Source organism: Streptomyces sp. RPA4-2 (assembly GCF_012273515.2).
Classification (GTDB): Bacteria; Actinomycetota; Actinomycetes; order Streptomycetales; family Streptomycetaceae; genus Streptomyces; species Streptomyces kaempferi.
Window position 1 is genome coordinate 3,964,566 of sequence record NZ_CP050975.2, and the last position, 20,147, is coordinate 3,984,712.

Consider the following 20,147-nt stretch of genomic DNA (forward strand, 5'->3'; position numbering starts at 1 on the left):
CCGTGCCTGGGGGCTCCGCCCCCAGACCCCCGGTCGGCCTGAACGGCCTTGTCCTCAATCGCCGGACGGGCTGACTACCCAGCCCGTCCGGCGTTTGAGGACGAGCCCTTCGGGCGATGCGGGGTCTGGGGCGGAGCCCCAGGATCGGTCGGGTAGGGGCGGCGGGGGCGAAAGAATCGCAGGTCAGTGGAGCGAAGCGTGCGCCCGCCGAAGGGACCGCCGGGAACACCCGCGGCGCGGTGTACCCGGCGGCCGCGAACGCCTCCGTCACCGCCTTCCCGACGGAGTCCACGTCGGCCGACTCGACCAGCACGATCGCCGAACCCCCGAAGCCACCCCCCGTCATCCGCGCCCCCAGCGCCCCCGCGGCGTTCGCCGTGGCGACGACGAGGTCCAACTCCTCGCAGGAGATCCGCAGATCGTCCCGCAGCGAGGCGTGTCCGTCCGTGAGAACCGGCCCGATGGCCCGGACGTCCCCGGCGTCCAGCAGCGCGATGACCCGCGCCACCCGGTGATCGTCGGAGACGACATGGCGCACGTACCGGCGCACCCGCTCGTCGGACAACCGGGCGAGCGCCGCGTCCAGCTGCTCGTGGGCGACGTCCCGCAGATGGGAGACCCCCAGCTGCCGCGCGCCCTCCTCGCACCCTTCACGCCGCTCGGCGTACGCCCCGTCGCCCAGCGCGTGCTTCACCCGGGTGTCGACGACCAGCAGTTCCAGACCCTGGGAGGCCAGGTCGAAGGGGACCTGGCGGATCGACAGGTCCCGGCAGTCCAGGTGCAGCGCGTGCCCCTCGGTGCAGCACGCCGACGCCGTCTGGTCCATGATCCCGCAGGGCACCCCGACGAAGTCGTTCTCGGCGCGCTGCGCGAGGCGGGCCAGTTCGGGCCGGGTGAGCCCGAGTCCGTACAGGTCGTCGAGGGCGAGCGCCGTCACGACCTCGAGGGCGGCCGAGGAGGACAGCCCGGCCCCCGTGGGCACGGTCGAGGCGAGATGGACATCGGCACCCGTCACCGCGTGCCCGGCCTCGCGCAGCGCCCACACCACACCCGCCGGGTACGCGGCCCAGCTGGTGTTCGTCAGCGGCGTCAGTTCGTCGACGCGCAGCTCGACGACCGGCCCCTCGATGTCGGCCGAGTGCAGCCGCAGCACCCCGTCGTCGCGACGCGACACCGCGGCGACCGCCGTCTGCGGCAGCGCGAGCGGCATCACGAACCCCTCGTTGAAGTCCGTGTACTCGCCGATCAGGTTGACCCGGCCGGGCGCCGCCCAGACGCCTTCGGGCGCGGCGCCGTACAGTTCCTCGAAGCCCTCGCGTACCCCCACCTACTGCTCCCTTGCGATGTTCTGCGCGAACGCCCACGCGTCCGCGACGATGCCGGCGAGGTCCGCGCGGGACGGGTTCCAGCCGAGCCGCTCGCGCGCGGTCGCCGCGGAGGCGACCAGTACGGCCGGGTCCCCGGCGCGGCGCCCCGCCATGACCTCGGGGATCGGGTGCCCGGTCACCTGACGGACGGTCTCGACGACCTCGCGGACCGAGAACCCGTTGCCGTTGCCGAGGTTGCAGATGAGGTGTTCACCGGGGGCGGCGGCCTTCAGCGCCAGCAGATGCGCGTCGGCCAGATCCGCGACGTGGATGTAGTCGCGGACGCAGGTGCCGTCCGGCGTCGGGTAGTCGTCGCCGTAGACGGAGATCGCCTCGCGGCGCCCCTGCGCGACCTGGAGCACCAGCGGGATCAGGTGCGACTCGGGGTCGTGCCGCTCGCCCTGCGCGCCGTAGGCGCCCGCCACGTTGAAGTACCGCAGCGACACCGCGCCCAGCCCGTGCGCCGCGGCCTCTCCGGTGATCATGTGGTCGACGGCGAGCTTGGAGGCGCCGTAGGGGTTGGTGGGCCTGGTCGGCGCGGTCTCGACGATGGGGGTGGTCTCCGGCTCGCCGTACGTCGCGGCGGTCGACGAGAAGACCAGCCTGCGCACGCCCGCCTCGCGCATGGCCGCGAGCAGCGCCATCGTGCCGCCGACGTTGTTGTCCCAGTACTTCTCGGGCTTCACGACGGACTCGCCGACCTGCGAGAACGCGGCGAAGTGCAGGACGGCGTCGTACGACGCGTCCAGCCACTTGGCGGCGTCGCGGATGTCGCCCTCGATGAAGGTGGCCCCGCCCGGGACGCCCTCGCGGAAGCCGGTCGAGAGGTTGTCGAGGACGGTGACCTCGTGGCCGGCCTCGATCAGGTGCTGCGCGACCACACTGCCGACATATCCGGCGCCACCGGTGACCAGGTACTTCCCACTCATGTACTCGCTACCTCTCGCAGTCGCTGAGCCGCGGCCTCCGGCGGCACGTCGTTGATGAACACACTCATGCCGGACTCGGAACCCGCGAGGAACTTCAGCTTGCCGGAAGTGCGGCGAATGGTGAAAAGCTCGAGGTGGAGCGCGAAGTCGTCGCGGTTGACGCCGTCGAACTCCTCCAGCGTGCCGAACGGCGCCTGGTGCCAGGCGGCGATGTACGGCGTCTGAGGCTCCCCCGCCCCTTCCTTCTCTCCACCCGGCCCGTCGAAGATCCGGTCGAAGCGCTTCAAGAGTTCCAGATAGACCTGAGGGAACTCTTGGCGCGCGTCCTCGCCGAGGCCGAGCAGGTCGGGCACCCTGCGCCGGGGGTAGAGGTGGACCTCGTAGGGCCAGTGCGCCGCGTACGGCACGAAGGCCACCCAGTGCTCGGTCTCCAGGACGATCCGTTCACCCTCGGCCAGCTCGCGCGCGACGACCTCGTCGAAGAGGTTCCCGCCGTCGGTCGCCTCCTTGTGCGCGGCCAGGGAGCGCAGCATCAGCGCCGTGCGCGGGGTGGTGAACGGGTAGGCGTAGATCTGCCCGTGCGGGTGACCGAGCGTGACGCCGATCTCGGCGCCGCGGTTCTCGAAACAGAAGACCTGTACGACGGAGGGGAGATGGGACAGCTCCGCCGTCCGGTCCGTCCACGCCTCCAGGACGAGCCCCGCCTGCTCCTCGGTCAGGTCGGCGAAGGACGAGTCGTGGTCGGAGGTGAAGCAGACGACCTCGCAGCGGCCGGAGTCGCCGGCCAGGGAGGGGAAACGATTCTCGAAGACCACGACGTCGTACGAGGAGTCGGGGATCTCGCTCAGCCGGTCGCCCCGGGAGGGGCACAGGGGGCATTCGTCGGCCGGCGGGTGGTACGTGCGGCCCTGCCGGTGCGAGGCGATCGCCACCGCGTCGCCGAGGAGCGGGTCGCGGCGCACCTGGGAACTGGTGACGGTCGGCTCCAGCGGACGCCGGTCCACCGCGTCGCGCACCGTGTCGTCGCGTGAGTCGTAGTAGATCAGCTCACGACCGTCGGCAAGCCGGGTCGAGGTCTTCTTCACCGCTGGACTCCTCATCAGCACCGCTTCGAACCAGCAAAGCCACCCAACAGAACCCAACACAACAAATCACAAAGCAACAGTAACGTCAATGCCTGTGCGGGTTTGGGGGGTCTCTGTGAAGCTTGGGCGGCCTCTGGGGCGCACGGGGCATAGATACCGGCATGCCTACCCCCACCTACCTGGCCGACGGGGCCGTCCACCTGGCTTCCGGACCCCTGGCCTCCGGCCCCACCGCCCATCTGGCCGAAGGCCTCCGGCTCCCCACGAACGGGCTCGACTACACGATCCTCGGGATCTACTTCGTCGTCGTCCTCGGCATCGGCTTCGCCGCGAAACGCTCGGTCAGGACGAGCCTCGACTTCTTCCTCTCCGGGCGCTCGCTGCCCGCCTGGGTCACCGGCCTCGCGTTCGTCTCGGCCAACCTGGGCGCCACCGAGATCCTGGGCATGGCCGCGAACAGCGCGCAGTACGGGGTCTACACCGTGCACTGGTACTGGATCGGCGCGATCCCCGCCATGGTCTTCCTCGGCCTGGTGATGATGCCGTTCTACTACGGCTCGAAGGTCCGCTCGGTTCCCGAGTTCCTTCTGCTGCGTTTCGACAAATGGGCACACCTGCTGAGTTCGATCCTGTTCGCCTTCGCCGCGATCCTGATCGCGGGCGTCAACCTCTACTCACTCGCGATCGTCGTCGAGGCACTGCTCGGCTGGCCGCAGTGGGTGGCGATCGTGGTCGCCGGCTTCTTCGTCCTCGCCTACATCACCCTCGGCGGTCTGTCGTCCGCGATCTACAACGAGGTACTGCAGTTCTTCGTCATCCTCGCCGCGCTGATCCCGATCGCGGTGCTGGGCCTGCACCGGGTCGGCGGCTGGAACGGTCTGACGGACTCGCTCGACAAGTCCCACGGCACCCACTTCACCACGGCGTGGGGCGGCACCGGCATCGGCAGCGACAACCCGCTCGGCGCCAACTGGCTGACCATCGTGCTCGGCCTCGGCTTCGTGCTCTCCTTCGGCTACTGGACGACGAACTTCGCCGAGGTGCAGCGCGCGCTGTCGGCCAAGAACCTGAGCGCGGCCCGGCGCACCCCGCTCATCGCCGCGTACCCGAAGATCTTCATCGTCTTCCTGGTGATGATCCCGGGCCTGGTGGCGGCCGTCCTGGTCCCGAAGATCGGCACGAGCGGCTCGGACCTCCAGTACAACGACGCGATCCCGTACCTGATGCAGGAGCTGCTGCCCAACGGCGTGCTCGGCATCGCGGTGACCGGCCTCCTCGCGGCCTTCATGGCGGGCATGGCGGCCAACGTGTCGTCCTTCAACACCGTGTTCACCACCGACATCTGGGCGAAGTACGTGGTCAAGGACCGGGAGGACGCCTACTACATCCGCTTCGGCCGCCTGATCACGGTCATCGGCGTCCTCGCGTCGATCGGCACGGCCTTCCTGGCCTCGTCCTTCTCCAACATCATGAGCTACCTGCAGACGCTCTTCTCCTTCTTCAACGTACCGATGTTCGTGGTCTTCATCGTCGGCATGTTCTGGAAGCGGGCGTCCGTGAAGTCGGGCTTCTGGGGCCTGCTGGCGGGCACCACCGCCGCGATGGTCAACTACTTCGTCATCTACAAGCAGGGCATCATCGGCATCCCCTCCGACCAGGGCGCGAACTTCGTGTCGGCGATCGCGGGCTTCGTGGCCGGTGCGGTGGTGATGGTCGCGGTCTCCCTGTTCACCGCGCCCAAGCCGGCTCAGGACCTCCAGGGCCTCGTCTACGGCACCCGCTCACCGGGCGCGGCCGAGCCGGCCGCCACCGGCGACGACGCCTGGTACCGCAAGCCCGCCCTGCTGGGCTGGGGCGCGCTGATCCTGGCGGCGGCCTGCTACATCCCGTTCTCGTTCTGATCCCGCTCCCGCGCCGCACCCACCCCGAAGAGAAAGGCCCAGAAAGCCATGTCCGACCACTACTCGGACCGCGACGTCCAGCGCGAGGTCACGGAGCTGGAGAAGAACTCCGCGACCGCGGCCCGTCTCTTCGACATCCGCCGCATCATCGGCGGCCTGTTCGTCGTCTACGGCGTCATCGTCACGGTCGCCGGCCTGACCGCCTCCGATGCCGACCGCACCAAGACACAGGGCATCAACATCAACCTCTGGACCGGCCTGGGCATGCTGGCCCTGGGCCTCTTCTTCCTGGCCTGGCTGTGGCTGCGCCCCCTGACACCACCGACACCGGCCGCCGAGGAGAAGGAACCGGCCGAGTAGCCGGGGCGGCCACCCGCGGGGCCGGACCTCACCGGGTTCCGGGTGGCGACACGGCCCTCAGTCCCCGAAGCCGTCGCGGACAATGTCGCGGCCCACCGTGGCACGGGCGCCCGCGAGTTCGGCGGCGATCCGTCGTTCCCGGTCCTCGTTCGTCACCACGGCAGCCGGCAGCGACGGACCGACGAGCAGACACGTACGTCTGAGGTGGGTCGGCGGGTGGGTCGAGTCGACGCTGTGTCCGCGCCGGGCGCCGACTCGCCGCTGCCGCTCGTACTCGTTCTCGGGGATCGACGCCATGTGCGCGCCGAGCCGCTCCCAGATCTCGTCGCCCCCGGCCTCCGCCGTGCGGGCACCGCGTGGTCCGGCGAGGGCGGCGCGGTTGGCCTCGCGACGGAGGACGACCTCGACGGACCCCGCCACCAGGAGGCGGTCCATCAGGCCCACGGCCGCCTCCGTGGAAGCGGCCCGGGCGGCCTCGCGGTCGGCCAGGTATTCGGCTCGCTGGGCGGCCCGCAGCGTCAGGTGGTCGAGCAGCGTCAGCACGCCCAGGAGAAGCAGGCGCGGCACCGCGTAGAAGAGGTTGACGACCATCTCGACGACGGACGGGTCCTCGATCGGAACGAAGTAGTAGTGCCAGGTGGTCAGGGAGCGGTACGCCGCCGACACGACGAGGCCGTGACGGGTGTCGCCGTTGCTGTAGTGGGCGAGTTCGTGGCCCAGCAGCGCGATCCGCTGCTGCGGCGTGAGAACTTCCCACAGAGGCAGGCCCAGCACCAACAGCCGCCGCCCTGGCACACCGTGGGCCACGACACTCGCGTTGACGCCCCCGTCGACCACCACCCGGTCGATCCCGCGGGTGCCCACCACCCCGGCGACCTCGTCGACCAGCGCGTAGAACTCGGGCGCGTCTTCACGGAGCAGCGCCGGAACCGCCTCGGGCAGCCGCGCCGCACGCGGTCTGAGGGACCACGCGGCCACGAGGAGGAGCAGCCCCGGCAGCATGCCCACCCCGCCCCATCCGCGCACCAGCCACCAGAGGCCGCCGAAGGCCAGGGCCAGGGTGACGCCGTGCACGGCGAGGCCGATCGCGAAGGCGAGCAGCGAGGCGGCGTCGCGCCGGGCGCGCGGTCTCCCGCCGGCCGTGAACTCCGTCAGCAGCCTCTCGCCGTGTCTTCGGGCCAGCGCACGCCGTGCCCGATCCAGCCGATCCCGGTCCCGCTGTGGCTCCTGCGGATCGACGTTCCAGTCGCAGGCCCCGCACCAGACGACGAACCTGCTGTCCGCGCTGATCGCGGCTCCGCACTCCGGGCACGACTGGGACTTCTCCTCGACGGTGCGCACGATGACGCCCTCCCCCATCCTCGCGGCCCCTCTCCCGAGGCCGTACGGCTACGCCGATCCGAGGTGATCATGGGGCCGCATGCGCGTAAAGTCCTCTCCTCACGCTGTGAACTGTCTGTGATCCAAACGAAACGCTCCAAGGCGTGCCAGGCGTCGCGAGGCAGGCGGGACTTTCGCAACACGCCCTAGGTGGCCACCGTCCCCGCCCGGTCAAGCAGTCCCGTTCGTGCCGCCAGTGCCGCCGCCTCCAGTCTCGACCCCACGCCCAGCTTCATCAGCACCCGCTGGACATGGGTCCGGGCCGTGGAGGGCGCGATGCCCATGCCCGCCGCGATCAGCCGGGTGTCCTCGCCGTCGGCGACCCGGACCAGCACCTCGACCTCCCGGGGTGTCAGCATCTGGAGCAGGCGCTGGCCCTCGTCGTCCGGCTGGGCGGCGGGGTTGAGCAGTTCGCTGAAGGCACCCTGGAGCAGGCCGGGGGCCACCGCGGCCTCGCCCGCCCTCGCCTTCATGATCGCCCGTTCGACGCCCTCTATGCGCTCGTCATGGCGTACGTATCCCGACGCGCCCGCGGCGAACGCGGCGGCGATGCCACGCGGGTTCGGCACCGGGCCCAGCACCAGAACGGCCACCTGCGGACGTTCTCGCTTGATCTTGACCACCGGGTCGAACATCCCCGGCTCGGCGGGTGTCGCCGTACCGATCAGGCACACCTCGGGTGCCCTCGTGATCACCAGCTCCGCCGCTCCCGCGGCAGGTGCCGCCGCGGCGAGCACCCGGTGCCCGCGCAGCTTCAACGCCGAGGCCAGCGCCTCGGCGAGCAGTCGGTGGTCGTCGACCACCATGAGCCGCACTCCCATCGAGCAACCCCCCAGTCCCCCCAAGCATCCCCACTGGTTCCCCGTGGATTCGGAGCCCCCCGGCTCTCCATCCCCCGGAAGCTACACGCTTGTTCGACGTTGCGCTTCCCCTACCGGAGAGAACCGCCCCGGAATACCGAAATTCCTCGCATTCGGGAATGCCGGGGGGCAAGCGCGCGGCCCCGCCCCTGAGCAGGGACGGGGCCGTGATCACGTGGTGCCGGTCAGCGCGTGCCGAACGCGATCGCCAGATACTCCTTCTCGTCCGTGCCGGTCGGCTTGTGGGCGTAGACCGCGGACATGTAGAGACGACCGCCGCCGTAGAGGATCTCCGCGTACTCCGGAAGCATGCTCGTCTCCGCGTCGCGGACCGACCGGGTCGCCGGGTTCTCCAGGAGCTTGGTCTCCTTGAAGGTGGTGGCGTCGATGCTGACGATCTGACCGCCCTTGTCGTACGGCGGCCGCTTGTACGCCAGGATGTTGGCGCCGTCCATGCGCAGCGGGGAGATCGTGTAGCCGTCGCCCGCGTTGGCGCGCTGGCCGGTCTGCTTCCCGGTGCCGAGGTCGAAGGCGACGATCTCGTTGGTCCTGCTGTACTGGCCGGTGCCGTCGTGTTCCTCGGTCGGGATGTAGAGCTTGTCGTTGCCGACCGCCAGCATCATGCAGGCCTCGGTCTTGCTGATGCCGTCGCACTTGGCGGCGTACGTCTTGCCGGGCGCCGAGATCCTGGTGCGCAGCCGGCCGGTCCTGTTGTCGATCGAGAAGAAGTCGGAGATGCCGCTGCCGTCCCCGGCGGTGTCGCCGACGTCGGCGGCGACCACGAGGGGGTCGGTCGACACGACACTCGCGTACTCGATGCCGGGCGACATCTTGTACTCGGAGATCACCTTCCCGGACTTCGGGTCGATGGTCTGGATGTGCAGCTGCCTCGTGCTGCCGTACGCACCGCACTTGCGGACCGCGACCAGCTTGGCACCGCCGGCGTACCCGGCGTCGTAGCAGCTGTCCGTGGGCTTCGGCGACCAGAGCGCCTTGCCGGTGGAGATGTCGAACGCGGCGCCGCCGCTGGTGCTGCCCGTGGCGACCGTGTCGCCGCTGACGGTGACGTTGTCCAGGCTGATCTTCTGGTCACCGGACTTGACGGACTTGGCCCACAGCTCCTTGCCGGCGGCGAGGTCGAGCGCGGCGACCTCGCTGCAGCCGTGCGAGGGCTGGGCCTTGGTCGGCATGGCGGGCTCGTAGACGATCGCGGTCCGGTCGGAGTCGGTGGCGTGCCGGCTGGCCGAGCACACCGGCCCGGGGAGCTTGATCGTCCAGAGTTTGGCGCCGGAGTCGGGGTCGTAGCCGTCGACCTCGGCGTTGCCGCTCTTGGCGTACACCTTGTCGGTGAGCCAGGAGCCGACGGTGGTCGCGCTGCTCCCGGCGGCCACGGACGGCGCGGGGACCTGGAAGAGGACCTTGGAGCTGGTGTCGGCCGGCACCTTCTCCTCACCGTTCGAACCGGTGGTCCCGCCGCCGCCCGTACCGCCGTTGTCCTTCTTGCCGCCGGTGCCGCCCCCCGTACCTGAGGAGTTGTTCTTGCTGTTGTCGTCCTTGCCGGAGGAGGTCGCGTACAGCACACCGCCGCCGATGATCAGCGCGACGGCCACGACGGCCGCCACGATGATGACCGCCTGACCGCTCATCTTCCGCCCGCCGCCGCCCTGGGGAACCTGCGGCTGCATGGGGTAGGTCGGCGGCTGCTGCGGATAGCCGTAGCCGTACGGCGGCTGCGCGGGCTGCTGACCCGGATAGCCGTAGCCCGGCGGGGACTGCGCGGGCTGCTGACCCGGATAGCCGTAGCCCGGCGGGGACTGCGCGGGCTGCTGACCCGGATAGCCGTAGCCCGGCGGGGACTGCGGAGGGGACTGGGGCGGGGACGTCTGCGGGTATCCGTAACCCGGGCCCTGCGGAGGCTGCGGGGCGCCGAACCCGCCGGGCGGCGGTGTCTGCGGAGCGCCGAACCCGCCCGGGGGCGGGTCCTGGGGCGCGCCGAACCCGTCCTTCGGGGGGCTCGTTGGGCGGCGGCGGGGGCGGCGGCTGGCTCATGGCGTGTGTACCTCGGATACGGATGCGTTGGGGACGTGGACGAAGCGGGTGCCGAAGGTGGCGTGAGCGCGCCTCACTTGCCGTAGGCCAGCATCAGCTTCTCCCTCGACTGGTCATTGCCCGTCAGCCGGGTGGTGGAGATGTAGAAGCGCCCGTCCACGTAGTCGACCGCCTTCGAGAAGAACCCGTTCTCGATCGACGCCGTGCCCTGCGGGTTCTGCAGCAGCTTCGCCGGTGTGTGGCCACTGCCCGTGGTCGGTATCGACACGACCTGCCCACCGGCGTCGTACGACGGCTCGACGTACGCGATCAGCCGGGTGCCGTCCATCTTCAGCGGCATCATCGACTTGTCCGTCGGGGACTTGACGCGCCACCTCTCCTTGCCCGTGGCCAGGTTGAAGGCGACGACCTCGTTGGCGCCGGTCTTCGCCTCGGTCGGCAGGTAGAGGGTGTTCGCGTCGGCGACGGCGCCGAAACAGCCCGGCAGATCCCGGTCGATGATGGCGAACCCGCACTCGGGCGCGAAGGAGTCCTTGCTCGACAGCTGCGAGCGGACGCCTCCGCCGTCCTTCAGGGTGGTGACGTTGACCGTCTTCTTGTCGTCGTTGGTCATGTAGAGGACGACGGGGTCGACGGAGTAGGCGCGCACGACCCGCCAGCCCTTGGGGATCTTCGTGGTCCACCTGGCCTTGCCGGTGGCCGGGTCCAGTTCCTGCACCTCGTCGTGCTGGGTGGTGCTGCCGGCCCCGCAGGACGCGACGGACAGCAGTTTGGCGCCGCCCGCGAACGCGGCCGGATAGCAGGCCTGGCCGTAGTTCTTCTTGTCCCAGAGCTTCTTGCCGCTGGTGACGTCGTACGCCGTACCGGACTGCGAACGGCCGACCATCAACGTCTTCCCGGTGACGGACAGTTCGACGGTGAGCGTGCTGTCGAAGAGCGCGCCGTCGGCGACCTTCCCGCTCCAGCCCTTCGCTCCGGTGGCGAGATCGATCTGCTGGAGCTGGTTGCACTTGGCGCTGTCGCCCGCGCCGCTCATGTACGCCACGACGACCTTGTCGTCGGACGTCTTCTGCGGAGTGACCGCGCAGATCTTCTGCGGAAACGTGATCGGGGCCCAAGTGGGCTTGCCGTCATCGACGTTGTACGCGAACACCTGCTTGTACGCGGCCTTCACCGCGGCCTTGCCGGTGATCCACAGGCCGGGGGCGTCGGCGCCCGAACCGGGCGCGTCCGGCGCCTGCTTGTACCAGAGCACCTTCGCCTCACCGGCCTGACGGCCGTCGTTGAGGTTCTCCGGGTCCTCGCCACCGTCACCACTGCCGTCACCCGGATTGGCCGAGGGCTGGGACGCGGTGTCCTTGCCGCCCTTGCCGTCCTTGCCGCCCTTGCTGTCCTCGGCGACCGGCTTCTTCCCGTCGTCTCCACCGCCGCCACCGCTGACGGCCCACACCGTCCCGCCGACGACGAGCAGCGCGGCCACGGCCGCCCCGACGATGACGGCGGGCCGACCCTTGAAGGGGTTCCTGGAACCGCCGGGTATGCCGGGCGGCGGAGTGCCGGGCGCGCCCGGATACGGCACCTGCCCGGGATGGCCGTACCCGGGCCCGTATCCCTGCCCCTGTCCGGGGGCCTGCCCGTATCCCGGCTGCTGGCCGTACGGAGCGGGCTGGCCATAGGGACCCGGCTGCTGTGCGTACGGGCCGGGCTGCGCGTACGGCTGCTGGCCGGACTGCTGCGGATAGCCGTAGCCGGGCTGCTGCGGGTAGCCGTAGCCGGGTTGCGGCGGTCCGGCTTAGCGGGGTCTGCGGGGGCGGAGGCGCCTGGGGCGGCTGCGCGGGTGGCGGCGGCGCCTGCCGGGGATCCTGGGGCGGGCCGAAGCCGCCCTGCGCCGATGGCTGGTCCTGTGGTGCTCCGAAGCCGCCCTGCGGCGGTTCATTCGGCGGCTGACTCATCAGCGCGTCCCCCTCATTCACTGATGCGGCGCCCCACCGGCGGCGTCGGCGGCCGGCCCCGCACAGGCCCCGACCGCGCCTCCGTCCCGCGCCACGCCGGTGGTTCTCAGACTGTTCTCAGACCGCTCTTTCTATCACTCCGCGCCCCTCGCACGAGGGGCCGGTCGTTCCCCTGTTCCCAAGGGAGGACCGGCCCGTGATGCCCTCGTTACGCGCCTTCACGCCCCCTTCACGGGACGTGCGCGCCGCCCGCCCGAGGCTTACGCGTCTTCCGCGAGCTCCAGCCAGCGCAGCTCCAGTTCCTCGCGCTCGCCGGTCAACTCACGCAGTTCGGCGTCGAGTTCGGCGACCTTCGCGAAGTCCGTCGCGTTGTCGGCGATTTGGGCGTGCAGCCTGGTCTCCTTCTCGGAGATCTTGTCGAGCTGCCGCTCGATCTTCTGCAGTTCCTTCTTGGCGGCGCGCGCGTCGGCGGCCGAGGCCGCCTTGGCGGGCGCGGGGGCGGCGGCGAGCACGGCGGCCGCCGCGACCTCCTCGATCCGCTTGCGCCGCTCCAGGTACTCGTCGATCCCGCGTGGCAGCATGCGCAGCGTGGCGTCGCCGAGCAGGGCGAACACGTTGTCCGTGGTCCGCTCGATGAAGAACCGGTCGTGGGAGATCACGACCATCGAGCCGGGCCAGCCGTCGAGCAGGTCCTCCAGCTGGGTCAGCGTCTCGATGTCGAGGTCGTTGGTCGGCTCGTCGAGGAAGAGCACGTTGGGCTCGTCCATGAGCAGCCGCAGCAGCTGGAGCCGCCGCCGCTCACCACCGCTCAGGTCGCCGACGGGCGTCCACTGCTTCTCCTTGTTGAAACCGAACGTCTCGCACAGCTGCCCGGCGGTCAGCTCGCGGCCCGTGCCGAGGTCGACGCGGTCACGCACGGCCTGGACGGCCTGCAGCACCCGCCAGGTCGGGTCGAGCTCGGCGACCTCCTGGGAGAGGTAGGCGAGCTTGACGGTCTTGCCGGTGACGACCCGGCCGGCGGCGGGCTGCCGCTCGCCCTCGCTGCGGGCGGCCTCGGCCATGGCGCGCAGCAGCGAGGTCTTGCCGGCGCCGTTCACGCCCACCAGTCCGACCCGGTCGCCGGGGCCGAGGTGCCAGGTCAGGTGCTTGAGCAGCACCTTGGGTCCGGCCTGTACGGTCACGTCCTCCAGGTCGAAGACCGTCCTGCCGAGCCGGGAGCTGGCGAACTTCATCAGCTCGCTCTTGTCGCGGGGCGGGGGCACGTCCGCGATCAGCTCGTTGGCGGCCTCGACGCGGAAGCGGGGCTTGGAGGTACGGGCGGGGGCGCCGCGCCGCAGCCAGGCGAGCTCCTTGCGGACCAGGTTCTGCCGCTTGACCTCCTCGGTCGCGGCGATGCGCTCGCGCTCGGCCCGCGCGAAGACGTAGTCGGAGTAGCCGCCCTCGTACTCGTAGACCGAGCCCTTCTGCACGTCCCACATGCGGGTGCAGACCTGGTCGAGGAACCACCGGTCGTGGGTGACGCACACCAGCGCGGAGCGGCGCTCCCGCAGGTGCTGGGCGAGCCAGGCGATGCCCTCGACGTCCAGGTGGTTGGTGGGCTCGTCGAGGATGATCAGGTCCTGCTCCTCGATGAGCAGCTTCGCGAGGGCGATGCGGCGGCGCTCGCCTCCGGAGAGGGGGCCGATGACGGTGTCCAGTCCCTGCGGGAATCCGGGCAGGTCGAGTCCGCCGAAGAGTCCGGTCAGCACGTCCCGGATCTTGGCGTTGCCCGCCCACTCGTGGTCGGCCAGGTCACGGATGACCTCGTGGCGGACGGTGGCCGTGGGGTCGAGCGAGTCGTGCTGCGTCAGCACCCCCAGGTGCAGGCCGCCGGAGTGCGTGACGCGTCCGGTGTCGGCCTCCTCCAGCTTGGCGAGCATGCGGATGAGGGTGGTCTTGCCGTCGCCGTTCCGCCCGACCACACCGATGCGGTCGCCCTCGCTGACGCCGAGGGAGACTCCGTCGAGCAGGGCACGGGTGCCGTACACCTTGCTGACGGACTCGACATTGACCAGGTTGACGGCCATTTCTCTCCTGACAAGGGGGACGATCGACCCTCAAGAGTAATCCGACCGCCCCCGCACCCGATCCACCACCTTTCCTCGCCCCCGCCGCCCTACCGGCCCATCCCGTACCTGGGGGCGCAGCCCCTTGGCGGGGGCGGGGGCACCGCGGTCAGGCGCGGCCCGTGCGTTCCACCAGCAGCCACCCCACCAACGTCATCGCGACAGCGACCGGCGCGGACACCCGTACCGCCACCAACACCGCCGTACGCCCCTCCAGCAGCCCCCCGAACCCGACCAGCGACAACCCGAGAACGCCGAACAGACACAGGGCCACCCCCACGGCGGCAGCCCCCGCACTCCATCGGACACCCCCGCACCCCCGGCACGGCAGTGCCCCGCTCGAACCCCCCGGAACACGGCGACGAGCCCCGCGGTCACCACCCCGGCGACCACCCCCCGCACCGGCACCTGCGCCCACCACTCCCCCGTGGCTTGGCTCCGGCAGTCGTACCCCCAGCCCCAGCAGCACCCCGTACACCCCGAGCATCGCGGTGAGATGCCACAGGAAGGCGGTCATGGAGACTCCGTTGGCCGCGACGACCACCCGCCACACCCGCGGCCTGCGCAGCCACCGCCCCGCGGCCCCGCGCAGCAGTTCCACCCCGCCGACCAGCCACAGCCCGTGGCACAGCAGCGCGAAGGTCGGCGGTGCCATGTTCGAGATCCTCTCGCCGGGCATGCCGACCATGGAGAGCGGATACGGCCCGCAGGCGACCAGGAGCACCGCCCCGGCGAGCCCGGCGCCCGCGAGGAGGTACGGCCGCCGCAGTCTCCCGTCCGCGCGCAGGAAGCCGAGCTGATGGACCGCGAGCCAGACGAAGGCGAAGTTGAGGAACCCCACGTACGGGACACCGAAGCCGAACCGGAGGACGTCCACGCAGCCGGCCGCCGCGACGAGCCCGCCGAACGCGCCCCACCCCCGTCGCTCGTGGAGCCGGAGCAGCGGCGGTGTGAAGGCCACCATCGCCAGATAGACCCCTATGAACCACAGCGGCTGGGCGACCAGACGCAGGGACACGTCCAGCAGCCCGCCCCTCGCGCCGGCGAGCTGCAGCAGGAGGGCCGCCAGCCCCCACACCCCGATGAACACCATGGTCGGCCGCAGCAGCCGCTGGAGCCGCGCCCGCAGGAAGACGGCGTAGAGCGCCCCCTCCGTGCCCTCCCGCTCCGCCCGGCGCCGCAGCGAGCGGTACGACTGCGCGTGCGAGAACCCGCCGACGAAGAAGAAGACGGGCATGACCTGGAGGACCCAGGTGAGCAGTTGCAGCCGGGGCTGCACGGCGAGCAGGTTCCCGACCTCGGCCCGCCCGTCGTCGCCCACGGAGACGGCGGCCATCAGCCAGTGCCCCAGCACCACCGTGCCGAGCGAGGCGACCCGTAGGAGGTCGATGTACTTGTCGCGCGTGGCGGGGGTGGCCGCGGCGAGGTCACGAGCGCTTGATCCCATACCGGTACGGTCGCGCCGCGGGGCCGTTCGGCGTCAGCGCGCCCGTACTCAACTCGCTTCTGAGTACGGGCGCCGGCCGTGCGCGGAGGTCGGACGGGCCGGAGGGATCACACGACGGTGGCGCCCGGCGCGGGCCCGTCGGTGACCCTCACCGTCCGGCAGGTTCCGGAAGCGCGCAGCGCCCCGGCCACCGTCCGCGCGGACTCGGCGTCGGCCGCGAGGAAGGCGGTGGTCGGCCCCGAGCCGGAGACGAGCGCGGCGAGGGCGCCGGCGGCGCGGCCCGCGGCGAGGGTGTCGGCGAGGGCCGGGAAGAGGGAGAGGGCGGCGGGCTGGAGGTCGTTGGAGACCGTGGCCGCGAGGGCGGCGGCGTCGCCCTTCGCCAGCGCGTCGAACAGCTCCTGCGAGGCGACCGGTTCGGGGATCCGCACCCCTTCGTTCAGCCGGTCGAACTCCCGGAAGACCGCCGGGGTGGACAGCCCGCGCTCGGCGATCGCGAAGACCCAGTGGAAGGTCCCGCCGACCTCCAGCGTCCGCAGCCGTTCGCCGCGTCCGATGCCGAGTGCCGCCCCGCCGACCAGACTGAACGGCACGTCGCTGCCCAACTCGGCGCAGATGTCGAGGAGTTCCCGGCGCGAGGTGCCGGTGCCCCACAGGGCGTCGCAGGCGAGCAGCGCACCGGCGCCGTCGGCGCTGCCGCCCGCCATGCCGCCCGCGACGGGGATGTCCTTGGCGATGTGGAGGTGGACGGCGGGTTCGATGCCGTGGCGGCGGCCGAGTTCGAGGGCGGCGCGGGCCGCGAGGTTCGTACGGTCGAGGGGGACCTGGTCGGCGTCGGGGCCCGAGCAGGTGACGAGCAGCTCGTCCGCCGGTGTCACCGTGACCTCGTCGTACAGGCCGACCGCGAGAAACACGTTGGCCAGGTCGTGGAAGCCGTCGGGGCGGGCGCCGCCGACGGCGAGCCGCACGTTGACCTTGGCAGGGACGCGTACCGTCACCGTCTGCGTCACGGCTGGACCGGCTCCTTGTTCTCGACGGTGTTCCCGGCGACACGGTTCTCCGCGATGCGGGCGAACTCCTCGACGGTGAGGGACTCGCCGCGGGCCTGCGGGGAGACCCCGGCGGCGACGAGCGCGGCCTCGGCCGCGACGGGGGATCCCGCCCAGCCGGCCAGGGCGGCGCGCAGCGTCTTGCGGCGCTGTGCGAAGGCGGCGTCCACGACGGCGAAGACCTCGCGCTTGGACGCGGTGGTCTCGACGGGTTCGGCGCGCCGGGTGAGGGACACGAGGCCGCTGTCGACGTTCGGAGCGGGCCAGAAGACGGTGCGGCCGATCGAGCCGGCCCGCTTCACGTCGGCGTACCAGTTGGCCTTGACGCTCGGCACGCCGTACACCTTCGAGCCGGGGTCGGCTGCGAGCCGGTCGGCGACCTCCGCCTGCACCATGACGAGCGTGCGCTCGATGGTGGGGAAGGTGTCGAGCATGTGCAGCAGCACGGGTACGGCGACGTTGTAGGGGAGGTTGGCGACGAGGGCGGTGGGCGCGGGGCCCGGGAGTTCGGTCACCTGCATGGCGTCGGAGTGCACGAGCGCGAAGCGGTCGGCGCGGGCCGGCATGCGGGCCGTGACGGTCGCGGGGAGCGCGCCCGCGAGGACGTCGTCGATCTCGACGGCGACCACCCGGTCGGCCGCCTCCAGCAGCGCGAGGGTCAGCGAGCCGAGGCCGGGGCCCACCTCGACGACCACGTCGTCCTCCCGGACGCCGGCGGTGCGCACGATACGGCGCACGGTGTTGGCGTCGATCACAAAGTTCTGGCCGCGCTGCTTGGTGGGCCGCACGCCGAGCGCGCCCGCGAGCTCGCGGACCTCGGCGGGGCCCAGGAGGGCGTCGGGGGTGGGGCTGTTCACGCAGCCAGGGTACGGGGACGACGACCCCGGCCGACTCCACCACCCTGCGGGGCGGGGCCCTGGGGACGGCTTCGGCTTCTGGTGCGGGTGAGTGGGAGCCGGCCGCGCAGTCCCCCGCGCCCCTGCGGGGCAGGGGCGCGCCCCGCGTCCTTCCAGCCCGTCCGGCGATTGAGGACGAGGCCGTCAGGCCGAACGGGGGCCAGGGGCGCGGCCCCAGCACCGGGAACCCCGGAGGTCAGCCGTGGAGGCGGCCGCCGCAGTGGGGCCACGGGGTCGCGCCCCGCCGCACGTACAGCTTCTTCGCGCGCATCGTCTGCTCCGTGGCGGGCGCGTCCTGCGGCCGCCCCGACCCGCCGAGGCTGCGCCAAGTGTGCGTGTCGAACTGGTAGAGGCCCCCGTAGTTCCCGGAGGCGTCCACGGCGGCGGGCCGTCCCCCGGACTCGCACGCGGCGAGGCCGGACCAGTTCAGATGGTCGGCCCCCTTCACGGAGTCCGGCCGCGGCTTGGTACCGACCCGTACCACCTGCGTCCGCGGTTCCCGCACCACCTCGGCCCCCATCCGACGGGGCCGCTCCTTGACCCCGTTGACGGTCCGCAGCAGGTACAGGACCCGCCGGGTCCCCGGCTCACCGGCCCGGTCGACGACCTCCGTGCCACGGAAGAGCGAGGGATCGTTCGTCCGCGTCACCTCGAAGGGGATCGCCTCCTCGCGGATCTCCCTGGACCCGGTGATCCGCATCACGCTGACCGTCTGTCCGTCCCGCGGGAAGCTCCCGGACGGCACGGACGTCGTGTCCTGGTCGCGCAGCGTGATCCCGGCCTCCTCGACCGCCTCCGCCACGGTCGCCGCGTTCGTCCGGATCGTCCGCGCCCGGCCGTCCGCCATGATCGTCACCGTGCGTTCGGTGCGGACGTCGAGCGCGAGGCCCTCCCGGCCGATGGGCCGGGAGCGCGAGGCCGACAGGTACGCCCCCTCGGCCCGCACCCCGAGCTGTTCCAGCGCCCCGTCCACGGTGGCCGCCGTCGTCCACACCCTGCGACGGTGCCCGTCGAGCGTGAGGTGCACGGGCCGCCCGTAGTGGACCGCGACCTCGTCACCGCTGGTCAACGGGGTGCCGGGGGCGGGTGCGACCACGTCGTGGGGACCGACCCGCACGCCCTCGCCCCGGAGCAGTTCGCTCACGTCGTCCGCGAAGGTGTGCAGCGTGCGCGGCTTCCCGTCGACGGTCAGCTCGACGGCCTTGTCACTGGCGACGAACGCGGAGGTGCCGCCGGCCAGGAAGGCGACGACCAGCGCCTGCGGGAGCAGCCGGCGCAGCGGATCGGCGCGTTCGGTGACCCCTCGGCGCCGGGGCGCACGCCGGGCGGCCCGGCGCGCCTGCGCCCGCCCACCGGTCCGGAGTTCCGCCGTCGCCGCCTCGGCGCCCACCGGGTCCAACGGGTCCGTCGAGGCCACCATCGGCCCTTGCGGGTACTCCTGGCGGGGCAGCTGGGGCTCCGTGGGGGCCTGGGACAGCAGGGTGGCCCGGGACACCTGGGTCGTCCGGTCGGCCGAGGCCTCCTCGTACGCGGGCCGGTACGTGTCCCCCGAGCCGCCCGGCGGCCCGACCGGACCGTCCGGAGGGCTCCCCGGGCTGCCGTCGGCGTACGGCTCGGGGTTCTCGTACGACTCGTAGGGGCCGTAGGGCGGCTCGTACGGTGCGTACGGCGCGTACGGCGTTGCGGTCAGGCCAAACGTCTCGTACTGCGAGTTGCTCACGACGACACGCTCCAGGGTCCGGATCGGGCGACCAGAACCTAGCGGAGCGGTCGTCACTCTCCCAAGCAACGCGGCTACGCTGTGTCGCGACACTGTCCCCGGCCGAGCCCCCGGAAAACGCCTGCGAGCGTTATCGCTCAGTAATCGAAAGCGCGTGCAGTGTTCGCCGAGAGCGCCGTCGCCAGCACGTCCTCCCCGATGCCTCGCACGGCCGCCATGGCGCGGACCGTGACCGGAATGAGATACGGCGCGTTGGGCCGTCCGCGGTACGGGACGGGTGTCAGGAAGGGCGCGTCGGTCTCGACGAGGAGCAGTTCCAGGGGCGCCACGGCGATCGCGTCGCGCAGCGGCTGGGCGTTCTTGAAGGTCATGTTCCCGGCGAAGGACATGAAGTAGCCCGCGCGGGCGCAGATCCCGGCCATGTCGGCGTCGCCGGAGTAGCAGTGGAAGACGGTCCGCTCGGGAGCGCCCTCCTCCTTGAGGATGCGCAGCACGTCGGCGTGGGCGTCGCGGTCGTGGATGACCAGCGCCTTTCCGTGCCGCTTGGCGATCTCTATGTGGGCGCGGAAGGACCGTTCCTGGGCGGCTTCGCCCCCGGGACCCGTGCGGAAGTAGTCGAGTCCGGTCTCACCGACGCCCTTGACCTGCGCGAGAGCGGCGAGGAGGTCGATCTCGGCGAGGGCCTCGTCGAGTGCGTCCTCGCCACCGGGCCGCCGCGCGCCCTGGCGGGACCAGCCGTCGGGATCGCCGTGCACGATACGGGGCGCTTCGTTGGGGTGCAGCGCGACGGTCGCGTGGACGGCCTCGTACGCGGCGGCGGTCTCGGCCGCCCAGCGCGAGCCGTTCAGGTCGCAGCCGACCTGGACGACCGTCGACACGCCGACCGACGCGGCCTTGGCGAGGCCTTCCTCGACCGTGCCGGACTGCATGTCGAGGTGGGTGTGCGAGTCGGCGACGGGCACCCGCAGCGGCTCGGGGAGCGGGGGCGCTTCGGTCTTGTCGGAGGGCATGCCCCGATCCTACGAAAGGGGCATGCCCGGTCTCACCCGA

At 71.5% G+C, this 20,147-nt stretch carries 11 protein-coding genes and 4 pseudogenes; 2 read left to right on the top strand and 13 right to left on the bottom strand.

The window, feature by feature from the left end; all coding sequences use genetic code 11:
• Positions 1 to 196: 196 nt before the first annotated feature.
• The 3 genes and pseudogenes from galK to galT form a co-directional block, all read right to left on the bottom strand.
• Positions 197 to 1,327: pseudogene (gene galK, locus HEP85_RS17185) on the bottom strand (galactokinase); the annotation flags it as partial.
• Positions 1,328 to 2,296, bottom strand: a complete 969-nt coding sequence (gene galE, locus HEP85_RS17190; protein WP_168528529.1) for a UDP-glucose 4-epimerase GalE — start codon at positions 2,294 to 2,296, stop codon at positions 1,328 to 1,330.
• Positions 2,293 to 3,381, bottom strand: coding sequence for a galactose-1-phosphate uridylyltransferase (galT, locus tag HEP85_RS17195; RefSeq protein WP_168528530.1), 1,089 nt, complete (start codon positions 3,379 to 3,381; stop codon positions 2,293 to 2,295). The genes galE and galT overlap by 4 nt, the downstream gene beginning before the upstream one ends.
• Before the next feature lie 161 nt (positions 3,382 to 3,542).
• Between galT and HEP85_RS17200 the strand changes: the two genes are divergently transcribed.
• Complete coding sequence (locus HEP85_RS17200) at positions 3,543 to 5,282, top strand: sodium:solute symporter family protein (RefSeq protein ID WP_248001961.1); 1,740 nt, start codon at positions 3,543 to 3,545, stop codon at positions 5,280 to 5,282.
• A 48-nt stretch (positions 5,283 to 5,330) separates the two neighbouring features.
• Positions 5,331 to 5,642, top strand: a complete 312-nt coding sequence (locus HEP85_RS17205) for a hypothetical protein (RefSeq protein WP_168528531.1) — start codon at positions 5,331 to 5,333, stop codon at positions 5,640 to 5,642.
• A gap of 57 nt (positions 5,643 to 5,699) precedes the next feature.
• Here HEP85_RS17205 and HEP85_RS17210 read toward each other — a convergent pair whose 3' ends face one another.
• From HEP85_RS17210 to HEP85_RS17255, 10 genes and pseudogenes are all read right to left on the bottom strand, one after another.
• A complete protein-coding gene (locus tag HEP85_RS17210) occupies positions 5,700 to 7,001 on the bottom strand; it encodes a M48 family metallopeptidase (protein WP_168528532.1) in 1,302 nt (433 codons plus the stop codon).
• Between the two features lie 167 nt (positions 7,002 to 7,168).
• Positions 7,169 to 7,843 (bottom strand): LuxR C-terminal-related transcriptional regulator, encoded by a 675-nt coding sequence (locus HEP85_RS17215; protein WP_168528533.1) that lies wholly within the window; start codon positions 7,841 to 7,843, stop codon positions 7,169 to 7,171.
• A 224-nt stretch (positions 7,844 to 8,067) separates the two neighbouring features.
• A pseudogene (locus HEP85_RS17220) lies at positions 8,068 to 9,931 on the bottom strand (PQQ-binding-like beta-propeller repeat protein).
• Positions 9,932 to 10,004: 73 nt separating this feature from the next.
• Positions 10,005 to 11,883, bottom strand: a pseudogene (locus tag HEP85_RS17225) (PQQ-binding-like beta-propeller repeat protein).
• A 260-nt stretch (positions 11,884 to 12,143) separates the two neighbouring features.
• Entirely contained in the window at positions 12,144 to 13,949 is a 1,806-nt protein-coding gene (locus HEP85_RS17230) for an ABC-F family ATP-binding cassette domain-containing protein (RefSeq protein WP_168528536.1), read from the bottom strand.
• Between the two features lie 148 nt (positions 13,950 to 14,097).
• Positions 14,098 to 15,435 (bottom strand): annotated as a pseudogene (locus HEP85_RS17235) (acyltransferase).
• A 107-nt stretch (positions 15,436 to 15,542) separates the two neighbouring features.
• Positions 15,543 to 16,442, bottom strand: coding sequence for a 4-(cytidine 5'-diphospho)-2-C-methyl-D-erythritol kinase (locus tag HEP85_RS17240; protein WP_369657743.1), 900 nt, complete (start codon positions 16,440 to 16,442; stop codon positions 15,543 to 15,545).
• Entirely contained in the window at positions 16,439 to 17,338 is a 900-nt protein-coding gene (rsmA, locus tag HEP85_RS17245; RefSeq protein WP_168528538.1) for a 16S rRNA (adenine(1518)-N(6)/adenine(1519)-N(6))-dimethyltransferase RsmA, read from the bottom strand. Before rsmA ends, HEP85_RS17240 begins: the two co-directional genes overlap by 4 nt.
• Before the next feature lie 235 nt (positions 17,339 to 17,573).
• Positions 17,574 to 19,097, bottom strand: a complete 1,524-nt coding sequence (locus HEP85_RS17250) for a resuscitation-promoting factor (RefSeq protein WP_282189847.1) — start codon at positions 19,095 to 19,097, stop codon at positions 17,574 to 17,576.
• 137 nt (positions 19,098 to 19,234) lie between these two features.
• Entirely contained in the window at positions 19,235 to 20,107 is an 873-nt protein-coding gene (locus HEP85_RS17255) for a TatD family hydrolase (protein WP_168528539.1), read from the bottom strand.
• Positions 20,108 to 20,147: the final 40 nt, after the last annotated feature.